Raw genomic sequence first — 17,251 nt, 5'->3', positions numbered from 1 at the left:
TGACATTTCACATAAGACTGAAGGAGGCCGTCTCTGGCCGAAAGATGTCGGCGGTCCATAACATCCGCGCCATGGATCTTGAGGTACGGCACCTGCGAGTGGTCTGCGCGATCGCCGAGACCGGCAGCCTCACCAAGGCCGCCGCCTCACTGTGCATGACCCAGCCCGGGGTCAGCGCCCAACTGCGACGCATCGAAGCCATGCTCGGCGGGATGCTCTTCGACCGCCGACGATCCGGTGCGGTCCCCACCGACTTCGGCGAACTCGTACTCGCCCGCGCCCAGACCATCCTGCCCGGCATCGACGCACTGCTCGCCGACACCGCCCGCGCCACCCGCCACAGGTCACCCGTAAACCGCCTTCGCCTGGGATCCGTCGGCGCCCCCCTGCTCGCCCATCTCATCCTGGCGGTACGGGAGTTGCTGCCCGGAGCCGACGTGACCTCGCGCTGCCAGCACTCCCCGGCCCCGCTCCTGGACGACCTGGCGGCGGGCCGCCTGGAGGCCGCCGTCCTCGGCGACAACCCCGAGCAGGAACTCCTGCCGCGTGATGGCGTCACCCTCGCCCCGCTCGTCACCGAGCCCGTGTTCGCGCTGCTTCCCACGGCCCATCCCCTGGCCGCCCAGGAGGACGTCTCCCTGGCGCAATTGCTCGACGAGGACTGGGCGGTGCCGCGCCCCGACCGGGACCGCACCCGGGAGTACTGGTCCTCCGTCTGCGCCCTGACGCACCGCCGTCCCTTCACCCCGTACGAGGCCGAGGGCAGGCAGCTGGTCGAGATCGTACGGGCGGGACTGGCCGTCACCCTGTGCCAGGCCACCTTCATCGAGGTCCCCGGAGTCACCGTCCGCCCGCTGGCCGGAAACCCCCTCTGGTACCGCCACCTTCTGGCGTGGCACCGCACCGGACCGCTCGCCGCCCACGGTGCCGAGGTCCTGCGCAGGGTCGGCGACGGCTACCTGGCCGCCTGCGCCGGGAACCCCGCGTACCCCCGCTGGCGGCAGCGCTTCCCCCACCTGGCCCGGGTACAGGCCCAGGGACCCGGATGAGCGTGTCCCCGCAGCAGGACGGTCAGCGGATCTGCCGGGCGAACGCCTCGTACGCCGCCTCGTCGAAGAGGACGAACCTGACCTCCTCGACCGACGTCTCCGCCGCCCGCACCGTCTCCACCGCGATCCGCGCAGCGTCCTCCATCGGCCACCCGTAGACGCCCGCGGAGACCGCCGGGAAGGCGACGGTACGGGCGCCCAGCTCATCCGCCACCCGCAACGACTCCCGGTAGCAGGAAGCCAGCAGCTCCGACCGGTCCACCGCGTCGGTGGACACAGGACCGACGGTGTGGATCACATGGCGCGCGTGCAGCCGCCCGGCGGTGGTGGCGACCGCCTGCCCGGTCGCCAGACCCTTGCCGTACTGGGAGGCGCGCAGCCTGCGGCAGTCTTCGAGGATGGCGGGCCCGCCTCGGCGGTGGATCGCGCCGTCCACGCCTCCGCCGCCGAGCAGTGAGGAATTGGCCGCGTTGACGATCGCGTCCACCGACTGCTCGGTGATGTCGCCGCGCACCAGCACGATGTCCGCCCGGGGCCGGCTCATCGCTGATCGGCCTTGCGCAGGCTGCGCCACACGGCCTTCGCCGCGTTGTGACCGGACATTCCGTGCACGCCGGGGCCCGGCCAGGTGGCCGAGGAGCACAGGAACACCGACGGGTGCCGTGTCGTGTACGGGAACAGGGAGATCTTGGGGCGGAGCAGCAGCTGGATGCCGCGGGCCGCGCCGCAGGCGATGTCGCCGCCGACGTAGTTGGCGTTGCGCGCGGCGAGCTGGGGCGGGCCCGCCGTCGCGCGGGCGAGGACGCGGTCGCGGAAGCCGGGGGCGAAGCGCTCGATCTGTCGCTCGATGGCGTCCGTGAGGTCGCCCTCCCAGCCGTTGGGGACGTGTCCGTACGCCCAGAACACCTGCTTGCCCTCGGGCGCGCGGGACGGGTCGACCAGGCTGGGCTGGGCGGTGATCAGGAAGGGCGTCTCGGGGGCCGTGCCGCCGGAGGCCTGGTTCAGGGCGGTGCCGATGTCGCGGCTGGAGGGGCCGATCTGGACGGTCCCGGCGATTCTGGCCTCCTTCGCCGTCCACGGAACCGGCCCGTCCAGGGCGTAATCGATCTTGAAGGCGGCGGCGCCGTACTTGTAGTGCTCGTACGCCCTGCCCAGGCCCGCGATCCGGGCGAGGGCGGTGGGCGAGGTGTCGAAGACGTAGGCGCGGGCCGGCGGCAGGTCGTCGAGCCGCTTGACCTCGAAGCCCGTGTGAACCGCGCCGCCCAGGTCGCGCAGGTACGCGGTCAGGGCGTCGGAGATCGACTGGGAGCCGCCGCGCGGCAGCGGCCAGCCGTTCTCGTGCGCGGCCAGCGCGAAGAGCATGCCGACGCCTCCGGTGGCGAGGCCGCCCAGCGGGGCGATGACATGGGCGACGAGCCCGGCCATCAGGGCGCGCGCCCGGTCGTCCCGGAAGCGGCGCATCAGCCAGGTGTACGGCGGCAGGCCCACGGTCCCGAACCGGGCGAGCCCGATGGGATCGCGCGGCAGCGCGGTGAGCGGCAGCGACATGAAGTCCCGTGCCAGCACGTCCCACTTGCCGTGGTAGGGGGCGAGCAGACGGCGGTACGTACCGGCGTCGCGCGGTCCGAAGGAGGCCGCGGTCTCGGCGACCGAGCGGGACAGCACGGCGGCCGTCCCGTCGTCGAAGGGGTGCGCCATCGGCAGCTCGGGGTGCAGCCATTCCAGCCCGTACCGGTCGAGCGGCATGTTCTTGAAGGCGGGCGAGCCGATGCCCAGCGGGTGGACCGCGGAGCAGGGGTCGTGGCGGAAGCCGGGCAGCGTGAGCTCCTCGGTCCTGGCTCCGCCGCCCACGGTGTCCTTGGCCTCGAAGACCTCAACGCGCAAGCCCCTCCTGGCCAGTTCGACGGCAGCGGTCAGTCCGTTGGGCCCCGCCCCCACGACGACGGCATCGATCATCGACGGCACCTCGGACTCCTCACGCCACGTCGGCCAAGGCACCCAGGATATTCCGGTGCACCGACAATCCGGCTCGGGGTAGCGTCCGGCCGGTGAACTCGCCCGCGCACCCCGCTGTCAGCCACCGTATGGCCGCCCTCGCCGAGCGGCTCGCCGAGGTGCCCGGGGTGCGGGCCGTCGCCCTGGGCGGCAGCCGCGCCCGAGGCACCCACCGCCCGGACTCCGACTGGGACCTGGGCCTGTATTACCGCGGTGACCTGGACGTTCCCGCACTGTCCCGGCTGGCCTCCGAGGTCTGCGGCACTCCGGTCGAGGTGGCCGGGCCGGGCGGCTGGGGCCCCTGGGTCAACGGCGGCGCCTGGCTGACGCTCGACGGCGTCGCGGTCGACTGGATCCTGCGCGACCTGGACCGCGTCGAACGCGTCTGGACCGATTGTCTGGCAGGCCGGTACGAGGTCGGTGTCCAGCCCGGCCACCCGCTGGGGTTCTGGTCGCCCGCCTATCCGGGGGAGGTCGCCCTCGGACTCGTACTGGCCGATCCGCAGGGCGAGTTGACGGTCCTTCAGGAACAGACCCGCCACTACCCGGAGCCGTTGCGCGCGGCGCTGGTCGCGACGGCCTGGGAGGCGGAGTTCTCGGTGGCGGCCGCTCGCAAGTCGGCCGGTTGTCGCGACGCGCTGCATGTGTCGCTCTGCCTGTCCCGCGCGTTCGGCGTCCTGGCCCAGTCCCTGCACGCCCATCACCGGCGCTGGCTCCTCAACGAGAAGGGAGCGCTGGCCTCGGCGGCCGCTCTGGACGCCGCCCCGGCCGGTTTCGCCGAGGGGGCGGCGGCAGCCCTGCGCGCGCTGGACGCCGGGGCGGTCGATCTGGCCGACGACCTGGTGCGCGAGGTGCGAGCAGCGCTCTCCTGAGCCGTGGCCTCGGTCCCGCCCTGGGACGAGCCGTGGCCTCGCTCCCCCGCGAGCGAGCCCAGGCGGACCCGGGCGAGCCGCGGACCCGGGCGGGGGCTCGGACACCGGCTCCTACTCGCCCGCGAGCAGCCTCCGTACCAGCTCCGCCGTCGCCGCGTCGCGGGCCGCGGTGAACGGGAGCGCGTTGCCCCCGGTGATCCGGAACGGCTCGCCGGCGACCGTGGTCTGGGCGCCGCCCGCCTCGGCCACCAGGAGCAGCCCCGCCGCGTGGTCCCAGGCGTACTCCCAGGAGAACGCGAGGGCGTCCAGCTCGCCGCGGGCTATCGCCAGGTATTCGAGACCCGCCGAGCCGCACGGCCGGGGCTGCACACCGTCGACCCGCAGGCCGAGCAGGGCGCGCTTCTGCTCGGGTGTCGTGTAGTCCGGGTGGGAGGTGGCGACCTCGATGACGGCGCCGGGTTCGGGCGAACCGGCGTGCAGCGGCTCGCCGTTGAGGGTCGCGCCACGGCCCCGGACGGCCACCGCCATCTCGTCCAGCGCCGGCGCGTACGTCCAGGAGGCCAGCAGCTCGCCGCGGTGGGCGAGCGCCACCAGGGTGCAGAATCCGGCTTCGCCGTGGACGAACTGGCGGGTGCCGTCCACCGGGTCGACGATCCACACCGGCGCGTCGCCGAGCAGCGCCTCGTACACCGCCGGGTCGGCGTGCACGGCCTCCTCGCCGACGACCACCGAGCCGGGAAGTATCGCGGTGAGCGCGGCGGTCAGATGCTCTTCCGCCAGCCGGTCGGCGACCGTGACCAGGTCGTGCGGGCCGTTCTTCTCGACCACCTCGTGCGAAGCGAGCTGCCGGAAGCGCGGCATGATCTCGACGGCGGCCGCCTTGCGGACCGCCTCTTCGACCGCTGCCGTACCACCTGCGAGAAAGCCTTCGTCGATCATGTGTCCAGCAAATCACGCGGCACTGACAATCGGCGAGCCTCCTCCGACGAACCGGCCAACACCGCAGGACATCGAGGTGAACGGGCCGCACGTGGCAACCCGGCGCCGCCACGTCCCGCGCGCCGGCAGCGGCGCCGGAATACGACGGGTCCGATTACCGTTGAGCCCGCTCGGAGCAGATGGAGGCAAAGCGGTGCACGGCGAATACAAGGTCCCCGGCGGCAAGCTCGTGGTGGTCGATCTGGACACCCGCGACGGAGTCCTGCGGGACGTGACGGTCGCGGGCGACTTCTTCCTGGAGCCCGACGAGGCGATCCTGGCGATCAACCGGGCCCTGGAGGGCGCCCCGGCCGACACCGACGCGGCGGGACTCGCGGCCCGCATCGACGCGGCACTGCCGCCCGGCACCACCATGTACGGCCTGACCTCGGAAGGCGTCGCGGTCGCCGTCCGCCGGGCGCTCGCCCACGCCACCGACTGGAACGACTACGACTGGCAGCTCATCCACGAGGCCCCGCAGTCCCCCGCGCTCCACATGGCCCTGGACGAGGTCATCACCGCCGAAGTCGCCGCAGGCCGCCGCCCGCCCACCCTGCGCGTGTGGGAGTGGGGCGCCCCCGCCGTCGTCATCGGCAGCTTCCAGTCGCTGCGCAACGAGGTCGACCCGGAGGGCGCCGAGCGCCACGGCATCACGGTCGTGCGGCGGATCAGCGGCGGCGGCGCCATGTTCATCGAGCCCGGCAACACGATCACGTACTCGCTGTCCGTGCCCGACGCCCTCGTGCAGGGCCTGTCGTTCGCGGACAGCTACGCCTACCTGGACGACTGGGTCCTCGGCGCGCTCGGCGACATGGGCGTCAAGGCCTGGTACCAGCCGCTCAACGACATCGCGACCGAGGCCGGGAAGATCGCGGGCGCGGCGCAGAAGCGGATGGTGGCGGACGACGGCGCGGTGCTGCACCACGTGACGATGGCGTACGACATCGACGCGGACAAGATGCTCGACGTGCTGCGCATCGGCAAGGAGAAGCTGTCCGACAAGGGCACCAAGAGCGCCAAGAAGCGCGTCGACCCACTGCGGCGTCAGACCGGTCTGCCGCGCGAGGCCGTGATCGAGCGGATGATCGCGTCCTTCCGTTCCCGGTACGGCCTGTCCGAAGGCAGGGTCACGGACGAGGAGATGACCCGGGCGCGGGAGCTCGCGGCGACGAAGTTCAGCAGCGAGGAGTGGACGGCGCGCGTGCCGTAGGCGCGGGCACGAGCGCCTGCGGCTACCGCTGACCGGCGCCGCGCCGTGCGGAACCCGGGCCCACCGACAGCAGGACGTACAGCACCAGCGCCGACCCGAGCCCCACCGCCCAGCCGTAGTCCGCCAGGGGCTTCAGGAACGGGATCAGGCCGTCCGCCGGGAACGGGCCCAGCTTGGCTCCCTTCGCGTCCAGCGTGGAGTACGAGCCGCCCACCGCCAGCAGGCCGCCGGCCAGGAAGGCGGCCACCGCCCGCCAGTTCCAGCCGCCGGTGTACCAGTAGCGGCCGCCCGGCCGGTACAGGTCGGCGACATCGAGGACCGTGCGGCGCACCACCCAGTAGTCGGCGATGAGGATCCCGGCGACCGTGCCGAGGAGCCCGCCCACGACGCCGAGCCAGGTGAAGATGTACAGCTCGGGAGTGGAGGTCAGCTTCCACGGGAGGATCACCACGCCGATCACGCCCGTAAGGAGCGCTCCCCTGCGGAAGTTGATGAATTTCGGGGCGAGGTTCGCGAGGTCGTACGCGGGTGAGACGACGTTCGCCGCCACGTTGACGGAGACGGTGGCGACCAGGACGGTCAGCAGCGCGAAGAGCAGGCCGAAGACGTTGTCGGTCTTGGCCACCAGGTCGACGGGGTTCCAGATCGGCGTCCCGTACACCGCCTGGGAGCCGGAGGTGACCAGGACGGAGAGGAGCGCGAACGCCGTCATGGTCGTGGGCAGGCCGAGCGTCTGACCCCAGACCTGGGCGCGCTGGCCCTTGCCGAAGCGGGTGAAGTCCGGGATGTTCAGCGACAGCGTCGCCCAGAAGCCGATCATGCCCATGAGGGACGGGAAGAACACCGGCCAGAAACCGGGGCCCCAGCCGTGCTTGGAGGGCTGGTCCAGGAGCGGACCGAAGCCGCCTGCCTTGTGGGCGATCCAGATGAGCAGGACCAGCGCGCCGACCAGGACGAAGGGCGCCGCCCAGTTCTCGAAGCGGCGCAGGGTGTCCATCCCCCGGTGGATGAGGGCGAGTTCGAGCGCCCAGAAGACGAGGAAGCAGAGCCAGAGCGTCCACGGCTGGCCGCCGATGTGCGACACCTCGCTCCAGCCGCCGAAGATCTTGCCGAGCAGGACGAAGATGCCCTGCCCGCCGATCCAGGTCTGGATGCCGAACCAGCAGCAGGCGACGGCGGCGCGGATCATCGCGGGCAGGTTGGCCCCGCGCAGTCCGAACGAGGCACGGGCGAGCACGGGGAACGGGATGCCGTATTTGGGTCCCGCGTGCCCGGTCAGGAGCATCGGGACCAGGACGATCAGGTTGGCGAGCGCGATGGTGAAGACCGCCTGCTTCCAGTCCATGCCGAGGGCGACCAGACCGGAAGCGAGCGTCCAGGAGGGGATGTTGTGGGCCATGCCGACCCAGAGGGCGGCGAAGTTGTACGTCGTCCAGCGGCGCTCCCCGGGCGGCACCGGCCGCAGATCCTCATTGGCGAACCGGCCGTCGGGAGCGTCGTCGGTGGCGGGTACGGGTATGACGGTGGGTTCGGTCATGAAACAGGCCATTCGTTCGGGGAGACGATGCGGGAGGCGAACGGGCCGTGCGGGTAGGGGAGTTGAGCGGCGGTGGGTCAGCGCAGGGCAGGGATGATCTGCTGATCGTAGGCGTCTACGACCGCCAAGGAAACGCGCACAGCAATGCCGTCACGCACTCCCCGACCCTGCGCCGTGACCAAGGCCGTCATCCCAGCGGCCGGCCTCGTCACCCGCCTCCTGTTGGCGACGAAGGCCACGCCCAGGAAGATGCTGCCAATCGTCGATAAGCCGGCCATCCAGTACGTGGTCGAGGCGACGCGGGCGGCGGGCCTCTCCGACATCCTGGTGATCATCGGCTGGACCCAGCGCGCCCTGGAAGACCACTTCGACCGCAACCACGAGCTCGAAGAGGCGCTCATCCGCAAGAGCGACGGCTCCCGTCTGGCCCGGGTACGGGAGTCCAGTGAACTGGCCACCCTGCACTACGTGCGCCAGGGCGACCCCGAGGGCCTTGGGCACGCGGTGCTCTGCGCCGAACCCCACGTAGGCGACCAGCCCTTCGCCGTGCTGCTCGGCGACGACCTCATCGCCCCGCGCACCCTCTGCTGTCCCGCATGATCGACCTGCAGGAAGATGCGGCGGCAGCGTCACCGCCCGGCGAGGCCCCCTCCGCCTACGCGATCACCGGCCGGTACGTGGTCGACCCGGCAGTCTTCGAATCCATCAAGAAGATCCCGCCCGGCCGCGGCGACAAGATCCAGCTCACCGCCGCCCCGCAGGAGATGTCCCCCAGCGAGAACGACGACGGCCCCCGTATACGGCGTGGTCTTCATCTACCGCCGTTACGACACCGGCGACCGCAGCGACTACCTGCGCGTCATCGTCCGACTCGCATGCGAACGCGCCCTAGCTGGCATGCGAATCGCGGTCCAGCGGACGTCGTTCAGGGGACCAGTGCAGGTTGGCCAGGTGATGTCGGTCGTGGATTGGAGTCGGGTGGCATTGCGGGAGTGCTGGCGGAAGCTGACTGCGATGTTGGCGTGGCCGGCGAGGCTAAGGACTCCGATGGCCAGGTCGCACAGGCTGGCCATGGCGTGGGGTGGTGGATCTTGTTCTCGACGTCCCAGGGCCGATGCAAGCGGTGCGCAATCTCGGGGGTGCCAGCCTGGTGGGCCGTCAGGTCGGTGACTGCGTAGATGCGTACGAGGGTGACGTGGCGTCGGCGGTGATAGTGCAGCGGCGAGCCGATCCCCCCGGAATGAGTGATGATGGACGGCCAGGTGCGGTCTTCCGTCGGCGATCAGGGACTCGACACCTCGAGATCGCGCAGGGGTCGTGCCTGACTCTGTTCCGGTACAGCCCGCGAACTGCCCACCCGACTCAGCTCCCTACAGCAGCCAGGTGTAGCCGACGGCACGAATAGAAGCCCTGGCCGCACGCAGTGGAGTTCACAGTGAAGCCGGCCGAAGTAGCACAAGCTCCCGGGCGCAGGCTGCCTGGAAGAGAGACATCGCCTCCCGTTGTTCCCAGCCTCCATCCAGACGCAGGATCAGGCCGCCTCGTTGCACGAGCTCGGCTGTTTCCGTCGCCAGCCGCGGATCGCCAGAGAAGACGAACATGCCCCAGGGGCAGCGCCGTTCCATCTGGATAGGCTTCGTCTATCTATGACCGATCAGCACTTGCCTCAGTGCAGCCTATGCAGTAACAGATCAACCCCGGCGGCTAATTAGCAGTGCCAGCCGGGATTTTAACGACGACAGCGATAAGACGTCACAAGGTGTGCAGCTGCAGTGCAGAAGCTTCGCCGGAGCGACCCCCGGCGAAGCTTCCTGCACTTTTGGCACATTACTGGGTTGCGGATTCTCCGGCCTCGCTAAGCCGCTTCCTTAGACCCGCAAGAACTGCACGAGAAAATCCACTTTCAATGTCTGGCGTCACCACCGAAACCAGATGAAGCCGGGGCCCGACTAGCGTGACGTCATAGGGATCGTAACCGAATCCATCGCGCACATATGGATCCTCGAGAGCGGTTACGTTCAAGGTCCTGCGCTGGCAAGGCTCATACGCGATACAGAACGGACCCTCTTGACTTGAATCAAGTTCGTAGCCGAGTTCATCCCACTCTGCTTCCATTACTTCATCTCGAGCAATGAGAATTTGGCCCGAGTCTGGGATCCTCAACTCGGCCGAAGCCCAAGCAGAAAATCCCACCTCAGGATCGTCGCCAAGCGCGATCCTGAGCTCCGGCCATCGGAGTAGCCAATCATCCAGGAATCGCTCGATGGTTCTTGAGACTGGCCCACATGCCACGAAGACGCTGTCACTACCTGTGATCACTGGCCGCTCCAACCGTTCGTAGGTCCGAAGTATGGTGCATTAGGCCTCGGAATAGTGACTCCCTGAGGGATCGTAAAGATGAACTGGCCGCGATCGCCGCGCAGCGGCACGAGCGAACTCCTGGGAACTGTAAACTGCATCACAAATTGCGACTTGGCATTCGTGATCCCGAGCTTCTTAAATGCACTCGGAGCAGTCAGGTCATCTGGGCTCTTTGTCGTAAAGAACGGACCAGCCCCATTCTTTGAGTCACCAGGATCGATTCGGTAAGGGCTTTGGCTCCGGATTCCATTGAAGCCCTTCTTGTCGGTGTAGTGGAAAACAGTTACGTCGGGGCAGTTGGAATTATGCACCAGCACCGGCGTTGCCCCTGCCAGCACATAGTACGTGTGGACGTCGGCAACGGTCAGGTTGTAGGTGCGTGTGCGCTTACTGAAGGCGCGATTGGCCTGGAGGGTGACCGTTGCGCCCTGGTCGGTGAGCAGGGCGGTGCCGGGCTTGAGGTCTGCGGCCAGTACCCAGCGCTGTTCGGCGGGGACCCAGAAGGGGTGTTGGCTTGTGGCGGTGAGCTTTTTCGGGCCGTCCTTGGTGGTGATGGTCAGTTCGTTGAGGTGCTTGTCTCCCTCGGTGACGATGAGGGCGGTGACCTTGTTTCTTGATGCCCTGCCGGTTGTTGGGTCGGTGGCCAGTACTTCTTCGCCGACCTTGATCTGTTCGATGTTCTTGGTCGACTTGTCGGCCATGAGGACCTGGGTGCCGGCGAGGAAGCAGTTTCCGAGGGATCCGGCTGTTTTTCCTTCGCCTGCCTCGGAGCCTCCCTTGAAGAGGTTCCAGGCTGTGTCTCCCGCCCCGATTGTTGCTGCTCCGGTGCCGGCAGCCTGGAGCTCGATGGAGGCGGTGCCTCCAGCCGCGAGGTCTGCCATTCCGGTCAGGCAGGCTTCCCAGAGCAGCGCGCACCCGATCACTGCGGTGCCGCCAAGTGCCACCTTGCATGCGGTAGTGCACGGGCCGTTCTGGCTGGGGTCGCCGACGGGGTAGCCGCCCGGATTGCCCCGGGGGTTGTAGGTGTTGGTGGTGTCTCGTGTAGCGTCTGCGGCCGCCGGGGCACCGCCGTCGCTGCACATGTTCATCCCCATCGCGTAATAGCAGGTGGATTTGCTGGACGTGTCGTCGCTGGACGAGTCATCCCTTACAGGGCCGCTGCCGATGCTGCCGAGCCGGTCATTGCACGACTTGCATTCCACGTCGCCCGGTCGTTCGCCGGTGTAGCCGCGGGAGCCGTCTCCGCCGATGAGGTAGCCGTCGCCGCAGAGGTCGCGTGGGCACAGTCCGGTGGGGTCGGAGAGGTTGACGGGGTTGTTGTTGCTGTAGGCATAGCCGTTCCACTGCTGAGGCTGCGCCTGGTCGAGGATCGGGTCGGGGTTGATGAAGCGGCCGGTTGAGGGCTGATACTCGCGGGCCCCGAGGTTGGTCAGGCCGGTGGCCGGGTCCTGGGTGCCGCCGACGAAACCGTGGTCGCCGGCCCAGCTGGTGGGCTGGGTGCCGCGGGGGCTGCCGAAGGGGTCGGTGGGGCGGCGCGTTTCGGCGAGGGTCTTGGAGTCGAGGGAGAGGGCGGCGGTGCCGTGGTTGTCACTCGACTGCCAGGTGATGGCACTGCCGGTGCGGACGGCGCTGAGGCCGTTGGGCAGGGCGTAGGTGCGGGTGTCGGTGACCTGGTTGGTGTTGGTGTCGAGGGTGAGTTCGTCGGTTCCGATGGTGAGAGTGGTCTTGCCGGGGTCACGGCGGACGAGCTGATTGCCGGACGTGTCGTAGACGTAACTGGTGGTGCCGCTGCTGCCGGTGGAAGCGACGGTGGCGAGCTTGTCCTCGGCATCCCAGGTCAGGGACGTGGTGCCGGCAGTGGTGGTGATGGCGGTGGTGTTGCCGGTGGCGTCGTACTGGTATGCACTCGAACCGGGGTTACCGGGACCGCTGCTGGTGGTGGAGAGCAGGGCATGGGCGCCGCCGGTGCCGCCGCCAGTGTTCGCCGCCGTGGTCGGCTGGTTGGCCTGTCCGGCAGGGGCGAATGCCGGGGTGGTGGTGACGTCCTTGGTGGTGTCACCGGAGGGATCGTGCTGGGTGAGGCCGGTGCGGTTGCCGGTGGTGTCGTAGGCGTAGGAGGACCAGTAGGCGGCCGGCCCGCCGACGGTGGTCTTGCCCGCTGCTGCCCCGCTGGTGGGCGTGGTGTTCTTGCAGCCCCCGATGTTCGGCACGGACGGTTGCGCCTTGGCGCTGGTGGCGCCGGTGTCGGTCCATGCGGTGGTAAGGCGGCCTAGGTAGTCGTAGCTGAAGCACTGCAGGTCTGTCTGGGCCGGGGCGTTGTCGGGGATGTTCTGGATGGCGGTGAGCTGCCCGGCCGGGTTGCGGCTGTAACTGGTCTGCTGAACTGCGCCGTTGGCGGCGGTCTGCTTGTCGATCCAGGAGGAGAGCAGGTTGCCGGTGGCTTGGTCGTAGTTGTCGGTCGCGACGATCTGGGTGCCCCACGGGTTGGCCGTGGTACGCACTGCCCGGCCGAACGCGTCGTAGTCGGTGGACACGTCGTAGGTGGTGGCACTCGACCCGAAGGAGCCCAGCGGACCGTAGACGTCGTAGCTGTAGTCCAGGGTCTCGGCGGGAATGTCGCCGCGGGCGCCTGTGGACGACTCGGTCACTTCCCCGGTGACCGGGTCGTAGGTGGCCGTCGACGTATACGTCCCGGCGAGCTTGCCCTCGCTCGCCGGGATGGTGACCGTGGTGGCGGTGGCCCGGTAGCCGTTGTCGTACCCGGTGATCTCGCTGGTGTAGGGGGCGTCGGTCTTGCCGTTCACGAACCGGCTTGCCTTGACGGGCTGGCCCTTGGCGCTGCTGACGCTGTCGTACGACCAGGCCGCGAGCGGCACCGGGGTGGTGGACGGCGAGGTGGTGCTGTATTCGGCGGTCTTGCGGCCGATCAGGTCGTAGTCGTAGCTGAGTGTCTGCTTGCGCGCGTCGGTGGAGGTGGCCAGCCGCCCGTCGCGGTCGTAGGTGAGGGTGGTGGTGCCGGTGTCGGGGTCGGTGGTGGAGGTCTGCCGGCCGATGAGGTCGTAGGTGTACGACCAGCGGTTCTGGCCGGTGGCATCGGTGTGGGTGGCCGGCTTGCCGTCCGGTGTGTAGGTGTACGCGGTGACGTCGGCATCGCTGGCGTGGCCGGTCGCCGTCGGTGTCTTGTACTGCCACCGCTCGCTGGTGTGCCCAAGGGCGTCTGTGATGGCAGTGGTTGGGGTGCCGCCCTGGGGCGGGGTCACATCCGTCTCGTCCACGCCCGGGTATGCCGTGGTGGTGCGCCATTGTTCGGCGGCGTAGGAAGAGAAGACGGACGCGGTCGGGCGTCCCTGGCCGTCGTAGACGGTGCTGGTCCGGCCAGGGGTCTGGTTGTCAGTGGTGGTGACCAGGCTAGTGCCGGGGGCGGTGGCGTCATCGTAGTACGGGCTGCGGGTCTCGACCGGCCAGCCATGGGAGTCGTAGTACGTGTCGGTGATGAGCCGCCCGGTGAAGGCGGACAGGCCCGGGGTGGCCTGAGTCTGGCGTTGCCGCCCAAATCCGTCGAAGAGGGCGAACGACTGCTTGTAGCCGTCGTCGTTGCGCAGCACACCCGAGGTGACCGTGGATGGGCCGGTGCTGCCGTTCACGGCGTAGGTGAACGTGGCGTTTGCGTTCTGGGAGGTGGTGCGGCCCGGCGCCCACACCGCGGTGACGCGGCCGAGCGCGTCGTATCTCTTGGTGGTGGTCTTCCCGTTGAGATCCGTGCTGGCGAGTACCTGATTGCGCCCCACGTCCATGGTGGTGGTGGACGTCCAGTCCGTGCTGCTGCCCGGGGCGGGTTTGGTGACCGTGACGGTGGCGGGCAGCTCGCCGGATTTGGCCGGCGTGTAGACGGTGCTGGTGGTGGCACCGCCCGGGTGCTGGGTGTCGGTGGTGTTGGGGTCGGTTACCGACGTGATGCGCCCGTAGCCGTCGTAGGTGTTGACTCCGGTAGTGGTGAATACCGGGGTCCCCGAGCCGTCGTAGTGGTCGAGCACTTGGCCGCTGGTGGCGTCGCCCTGGGTGCCGGACTTGCCGAAAGGCTGCCCGTCGAACAGGGTGCGGGTGTCCTTCACCGTGTTCGCCGCAGTCGGGGTGGCGGTGCAGGCACCGCTGCCGGACAGTGTCTTGACCTCATCGGCCATGCCGGTCATGAGGGCGTTGCTGCTGTCGGCGTACGAGGTGAGGGTGCACTGCTCCGGCTGCCCGTCGGCGGCGACGTCCACGCTGGTGGTGCGGTTCGCATGGGCCGCGTCGGTGCGTGTAGTCGTGACGGTGGCGCGCCAGGTTCCGTCCGCCTTGAGGGCCTTGGACGTGGCAACCGCGGTGGTGGCGTTGTAGCGGGCAACCAGGTCGGGCAGTCCGGAGCCCCGCACGTGGGTGGCGGTGGTGGCGGGGTCGGTGGCGGTGGTGACCGAATAAGCAGTCAGGCTGCCGCCGGCTTTGTTGTACGTGTCGGATTCCAGGGTCCGGCCGGAGAGCCAGTCGGAGTCGGTGACCTGCTCGCCCAGCGAATCGGCGACCTTGACCGAACGGGTGCCGCCTCCGGGCAGGGTGTCGCCGTCCATGCCCTGCAGATATTTGGTGACGGCCTGGGTGACCGGGCCGTCCTGACCATTGCCCGTGGCCGTGGTCACCGACGCGAAGCCGCGGAACTCGTCCCAGGTACGGGTCTTGGGGTCGATCACCTCGCTGGTGCCGTAATGCCAGGCGGCGGCACCGTACTGGTACTTGGTCACCTTGGAGGTGGTGTGCGCAACCGGGTCGTTCTCGGTCACGCTGGCGACGGTGTAGCGGTTGAACCAGTCCGAGGCCGGGTCCGCCCCGTAGATGCTTCCCGGCGGATACCACTTGACGTTGTAGCAGGCCAGCGTGTCCGTGTCGGCCGAGGCTGGCATGACCTTGTTCACCCGGGAGCAGGCGGGCAGGTTGTAGTCGACCTGGATCTGCTCACCGGTCTCGGTGGTGATCGTCTGGATGCGGGGCCGGTTGAAGATGGTCGGCGCGGGTACCAGGCTGGTCCCGTCGACCCGGTTCGGCAGCTCGGCTGCCGTGAACGACACCTGGGGCAGCGTGATCGCCGGGGTGCCGTCCTGGCCGGTGCGCTGGATGCCGGCCAGCCACATGGTGGGCTTGTTGCTGTCTGCCGGGTCCGGGTAGGTGTGGGTCAGCGCGTAGGTATCGACGTTCTTGTACGCGCCGTTGGACAGCACCTGCGTGCTGATCGACGCCAAGCGGATATTGGACCAGAAGTTCGGCGCGTAGTTGGTGCAGGTACCGGTGCTGGTGCAGTTCTGGTCGTACGGAACATCAGGCCAGTGGGCCGCGTTCGAGGCGGACAGGGTCGCGCCGGTGCAGGTGAAGCTGCCCGCGGTGGAGCAGCGGCCCTCCGCCGCCGCGTTGAAGAGCACCTTCGCTGCGGGATTGAGCTTGCCTTTTGCGGTCACCTGGTCGGACAGGAGTTGCCCGTAGGCGATGGAGGCGAGGGCTCCGCCGCGGGTGTAGGAGGTCTGGGTGCCCGTGCCCTGGTTCTGACCGCCGCCGCGCGCGTAGTAGTTGGACTCGGCCGTGTAGCTGTACGTGGTGAGGTTGCCGTGGGGGTCCACGGCGTAGTCGAGGTTCCACCGCCAGCCCATCTGGCACCAGGAGGCATCGCCCTTGGCCGCGTCGTAGCAGGCGTCACCGCTCTTGGGCGAGTACACCGGCTTGGTCCAGGCCGAGTTGGCGGCCGGGTCGCTCTTGTCGCCGCCAGGCAGGTGGTTCAGTCCGAAGTAGTAGGTGCTGCCGGAGGTCGTGGAGACCTTGATGTACTCGCCGGTGCTGGTGCCGTTGTCGGCGCCGGTGAGGAATTCGACCTTCGAGCCGTCGTCGTTCTTCAGTCTCCAGGTTCCAGAGGTGTCGTCGCGTACCAGCTCGCTGGAGTGCCCGGGCAAGGACAGGGTGGCGTTGTAGCCGCCCCAGCAGGAGTCGCCGGAGTACTTCAGGCCGTCCTGGTCACAGGACTTGTACGTGCGCTCGACAAAGCCCGGTGAATAGTCCCAGCCGTCCCCGATCCACGACGCCTGGCTGTTGGTCGAGGAGGTGCGTCCGTCCACCGCGGACGAGTCGTACGACAGGGCGATCTTCGGCGCGTCCCCGCCCATCGGGGTGGGGACCTGGATCGGGTAGCTGTAGGTGAAGCCGCCGCTGCTGGATCCGGCCTCCCAGGCCGCGCTCGGCGAGAGGCTGCTGGCCGTGTACGTGCCGCCCCCGCCGCCGGAGGTCGTCGTCGCGGCGAGCACCAGCGGCTGGGTATCGACTGCCGCGGACTTCTCCGCCGAGGCGGGGGCCGGTGCCGCGGCGGGCAGGGTGACAGCGGCCACCAAACGGCCCGTTGCGGAGTCAAAGCGGGAGGGAAGGAGGGTCTGCTGGCGACAGTCCGGCGCCGCGGGGGTGGTCAGTGCGCAGGCCGGCAGGGCGACCAGACGGGACCGCGACGACGCGTCGGCGCCAAAAGATGCATCGAGCTGGCGGACATCGAGGCCGACCTCGATCCGGCCTGCCGGGCCGGCTCCACCGCGGTCCACGGTCACCACGGGCCCCTGGGCGCCGATGGAGTGTGCCGTCGCGGCATCAAGGACGCCGACCGTCAACGCCGTGCCAGCTTTGGCGGGCTGAGCTGTCTCGGCCTGCCGGTCAGAGGCCGCTTGCTTGCGTCCGCCGTCGGCCGGGGTCACCCAGACCGGGAGCTTGCCCGCTCGGGGAGCCTGCTTCGAAGCCGCGTCCACCTGGGCAGTGAGAGTGAGCGGTGCAGTGCCCTCGGGAGCCGGGGCCGCAGCTACCGGTCCGGCCCAGTTTCCTGGCACCTTGTAATGCGTTTTCACCGCCGACGGGCCTGGCGCCTTGGTGGTGTGCACGGGGATGGCGCGGGGAAGAGCGGTGTGCGGCGGGGTCCACTTCTTGTGCGAATCCACCGGCTTGGCGGCGTCCATCGCCTGCGCGGGCACCGGGCCCATCAGCGTCGCTGTGGTCACCACCACAGTGACCGTGCCAAGCCAACCGCTCCGGCGTCCGCGCGCCCAGCGGCGCCACGTTCTACCCCAACCCCCCACGATGTACCCCACCCCTCACACAACAAAGAACCGCCATGCCCATGGCAGACGGCGTCAACTTCGCGACGGTAACGGGGATTTCGAACACCAAACCAACACATGACCCACACTTGGCCTCATCA

General features: G+C 69.0%; 8 protein-coding genes and 1 pseudogene. 4 read left to right on the top strand and 5 right to left on the bottom strand.

What is annotated here, in order from left to right:
• The first annotated feature begins 71 nt into the window (after positions 1 to 71).
• Entirely contained in the window at positions 72 to 1,049 is a 978-nt protein-coding gene (locus ACIQ8J_RS15115; protein WP_403272287.1) for a LysR family transcriptional regulator, read from the top strand.
• Between the two features lie 22 nt (positions 1,050 to 1,071).
• On the opposite strand, the gene ACIQ8J_RS15110 is transcribed toward ACIQ8J_RS15115, so the two are convergent.
• Together ACIQ8J_RS15110 and ACIQ8J_RS15105 are read right to left on the bottom strand one after the other, a co-directional pair.
• Positions 1,072 to 1,593: an O-acetyl-ADP-ribose deacetylase gene (locus ACIQ8J_RS15110; protein ID WP_403272288.1), complete on the bottom strand. Its 522-nt coding sequence runs from the start codon at positions 1,591 to 1,593 to the stop codon at positions 1,072 to 1,074.
• Positions 1,590 to 3,014 carry a phytoene desaturase family protein gene (locus tag ACIQ8J_RS15105; RefSeq protein WP_403272289.1) on the bottom strand — a complete coding sequence of 475 codons (1,425 nt, stop codon included), beginning with the start codon at positions 3,012 to 3,014 and terminating at the stop codon, positions 1,590 to 1,592. The genes ACIQ8J_RS15110 and ACIQ8J_RS15105 overlap by 4 nt, the downstream gene beginning before the upstream one ends.
• Positions 3,015 to 3,133: 119 nt before the next feature.
• On the opposite strand from ACIQ8J_RS15105, the gene ACIQ8J_RS15100 reads away from it, so the two are divergent.
• On the top strand, positions 3,134 to 3,916 hold the full coding sequence (locus tag ACIQ8J_RS15100) for a nucleotidyltransferase domain-containing protein (protein ID WP_403272358.1): 783 nt from the start codon (positions 3,134 to 3,136) through the stop codon (positions 3,914 to 3,916).
• A gap of 111 nt (positions 3,917 to 4,027) precedes the next feature.
• Here the strand turns inward: ACIQ8J_RS15100 and ACIQ8J_RS15095 are convergent, their stop codons facing one another.
• Complete coding sequence (locus ACIQ8J_RS15095; RefSeq protein ID WP_403272290.1) at positions 4,028 to 4,855, bottom strand: inositol monophosphatase family protein; 828 nt, start codon at positions 4,853 to 4,855, stop codon at positions 4,028 to 4,030.
• Between the two features lie 193 nt (positions 4,856 to 5,048).
• Here ACIQ8J_RS15095 and ACIQ8J_RS15090 point away from each other — a divergent pair, with 193 nt between their 5' ends.
• Complete coding sequence (locus tag ACIQ8J_RS15090) at positions 5,049 to 6,104, top strand: biotin/lipoate A/B protein ligase family protein (protein WP_403272291.1); 1,056 nt, start codon at positions 5,049 to 5,051, stop codon at positions 6,102 to 6,104.
• Between the two features lie 22 nt (positions 6,105 to 6,126).
• Here ACIQ8J_RS15090 and ACIQ8J_RS15085 read toward each other — a convergent pair whose 3' ends face one another.
• Complete coding sequence (locus ACIQ8J_RS15085; protein WP_403272292.1) at positions 6,127 to 7,641, bottom strand: NCS1 family nucleobase:cation symporter-1; 1,515 nt, start codon at positions 7,639 to 7,641, stop codon at positions 6,127 to 6,129.
• A gap of 144 nt (positions 7,642 to 7,785) precedes the next feature.
• On the opposite strand from ACIQ8J_RS15085, the pseudogene ACIQ8J_RS15080 reads away from it, so the two are divergent.
• Positions 7,786 to 8,526: pseudogene (locus tag ACIQ8J_RS15080) on the top strand (UTP--glucose-1-phosphate uridylyltransferase); the annotation flags it as partial.
• A gap of 1,430 nt (positions 8,527 to 9,956) precedes the next feature.
• On the opposite strand, the gene ACIQ8J_RS15075 reads toward ACIQ8J_RS15080, so the two are convergent.
• Complete coding sequence (locus ACIQ8J_RS15075) at positions 9,957 to 17,054, bottom strand: polymorphic toxin-type HINT domain-containing protein (protein ID WP_403272293.1); 7,098 nt, start codon at positions 17,052 to 17,054, stop codon at positions 9,957 to 9,959.
• Between the last annotated feature and the right edge of the window lie 197 nt (positions 17,055 to 17,251).

It is taken from the genome of Streptomyces sp. NPDC094147 (assembly GCF_044764265.1).
Classification (GTDB): domain Bacteria; phylum Actinomycetota; class Actinomycetes; order Streptomycetales; family Streptomycetaceae; genus Streptomyces.
The sequence above is the reverse complement of the archived record's forward strand: the minus strand, read 5'-3'. Positions and strand labels throughout refer to the sequence as shown.

Bases quoted from the DNA above. Each gene is read 5' to 3' on its own strand.
- ACIQ8J_RS15100 (WP_403272358.1), top strand. From the start codon at position 3,134: ATGGCCGCCCTCGCCGAGCGGCTCGCCGAGGTGCCCGGGGTGCGGGCC.
- ACIQ8J_RS15095 (WP_403272290.1), bottom strand. From the start codon at position 4,855: ATGATCGACGAAGGCTTTCTCGCAGGTGGTACGGCAGCGGTCGAAGAG.
- ACIQ8J_RS15085 (WP_403272292.1), bottom strand. From the start codon at position 7,641: ATGACCGAACCCACCGTCATACCCGTACCCGCCACCGACGACGCTCCC.
- ACIQ8J_RS15110 (WP_403272288.1), bottom strand. From the start codon at position 1,593: ATGAGCCGGCCCCGGGCGGACATCGTGCTGGTGCGCGGCGACATCACC.
- ACIQ8J_RS15115 (WP_403272287.1), top strand. From the start codon at position 72: ATGGATCTTGAGGTACGGCACCTGCGAGTGGTCTGCGCGATCGCCGAG.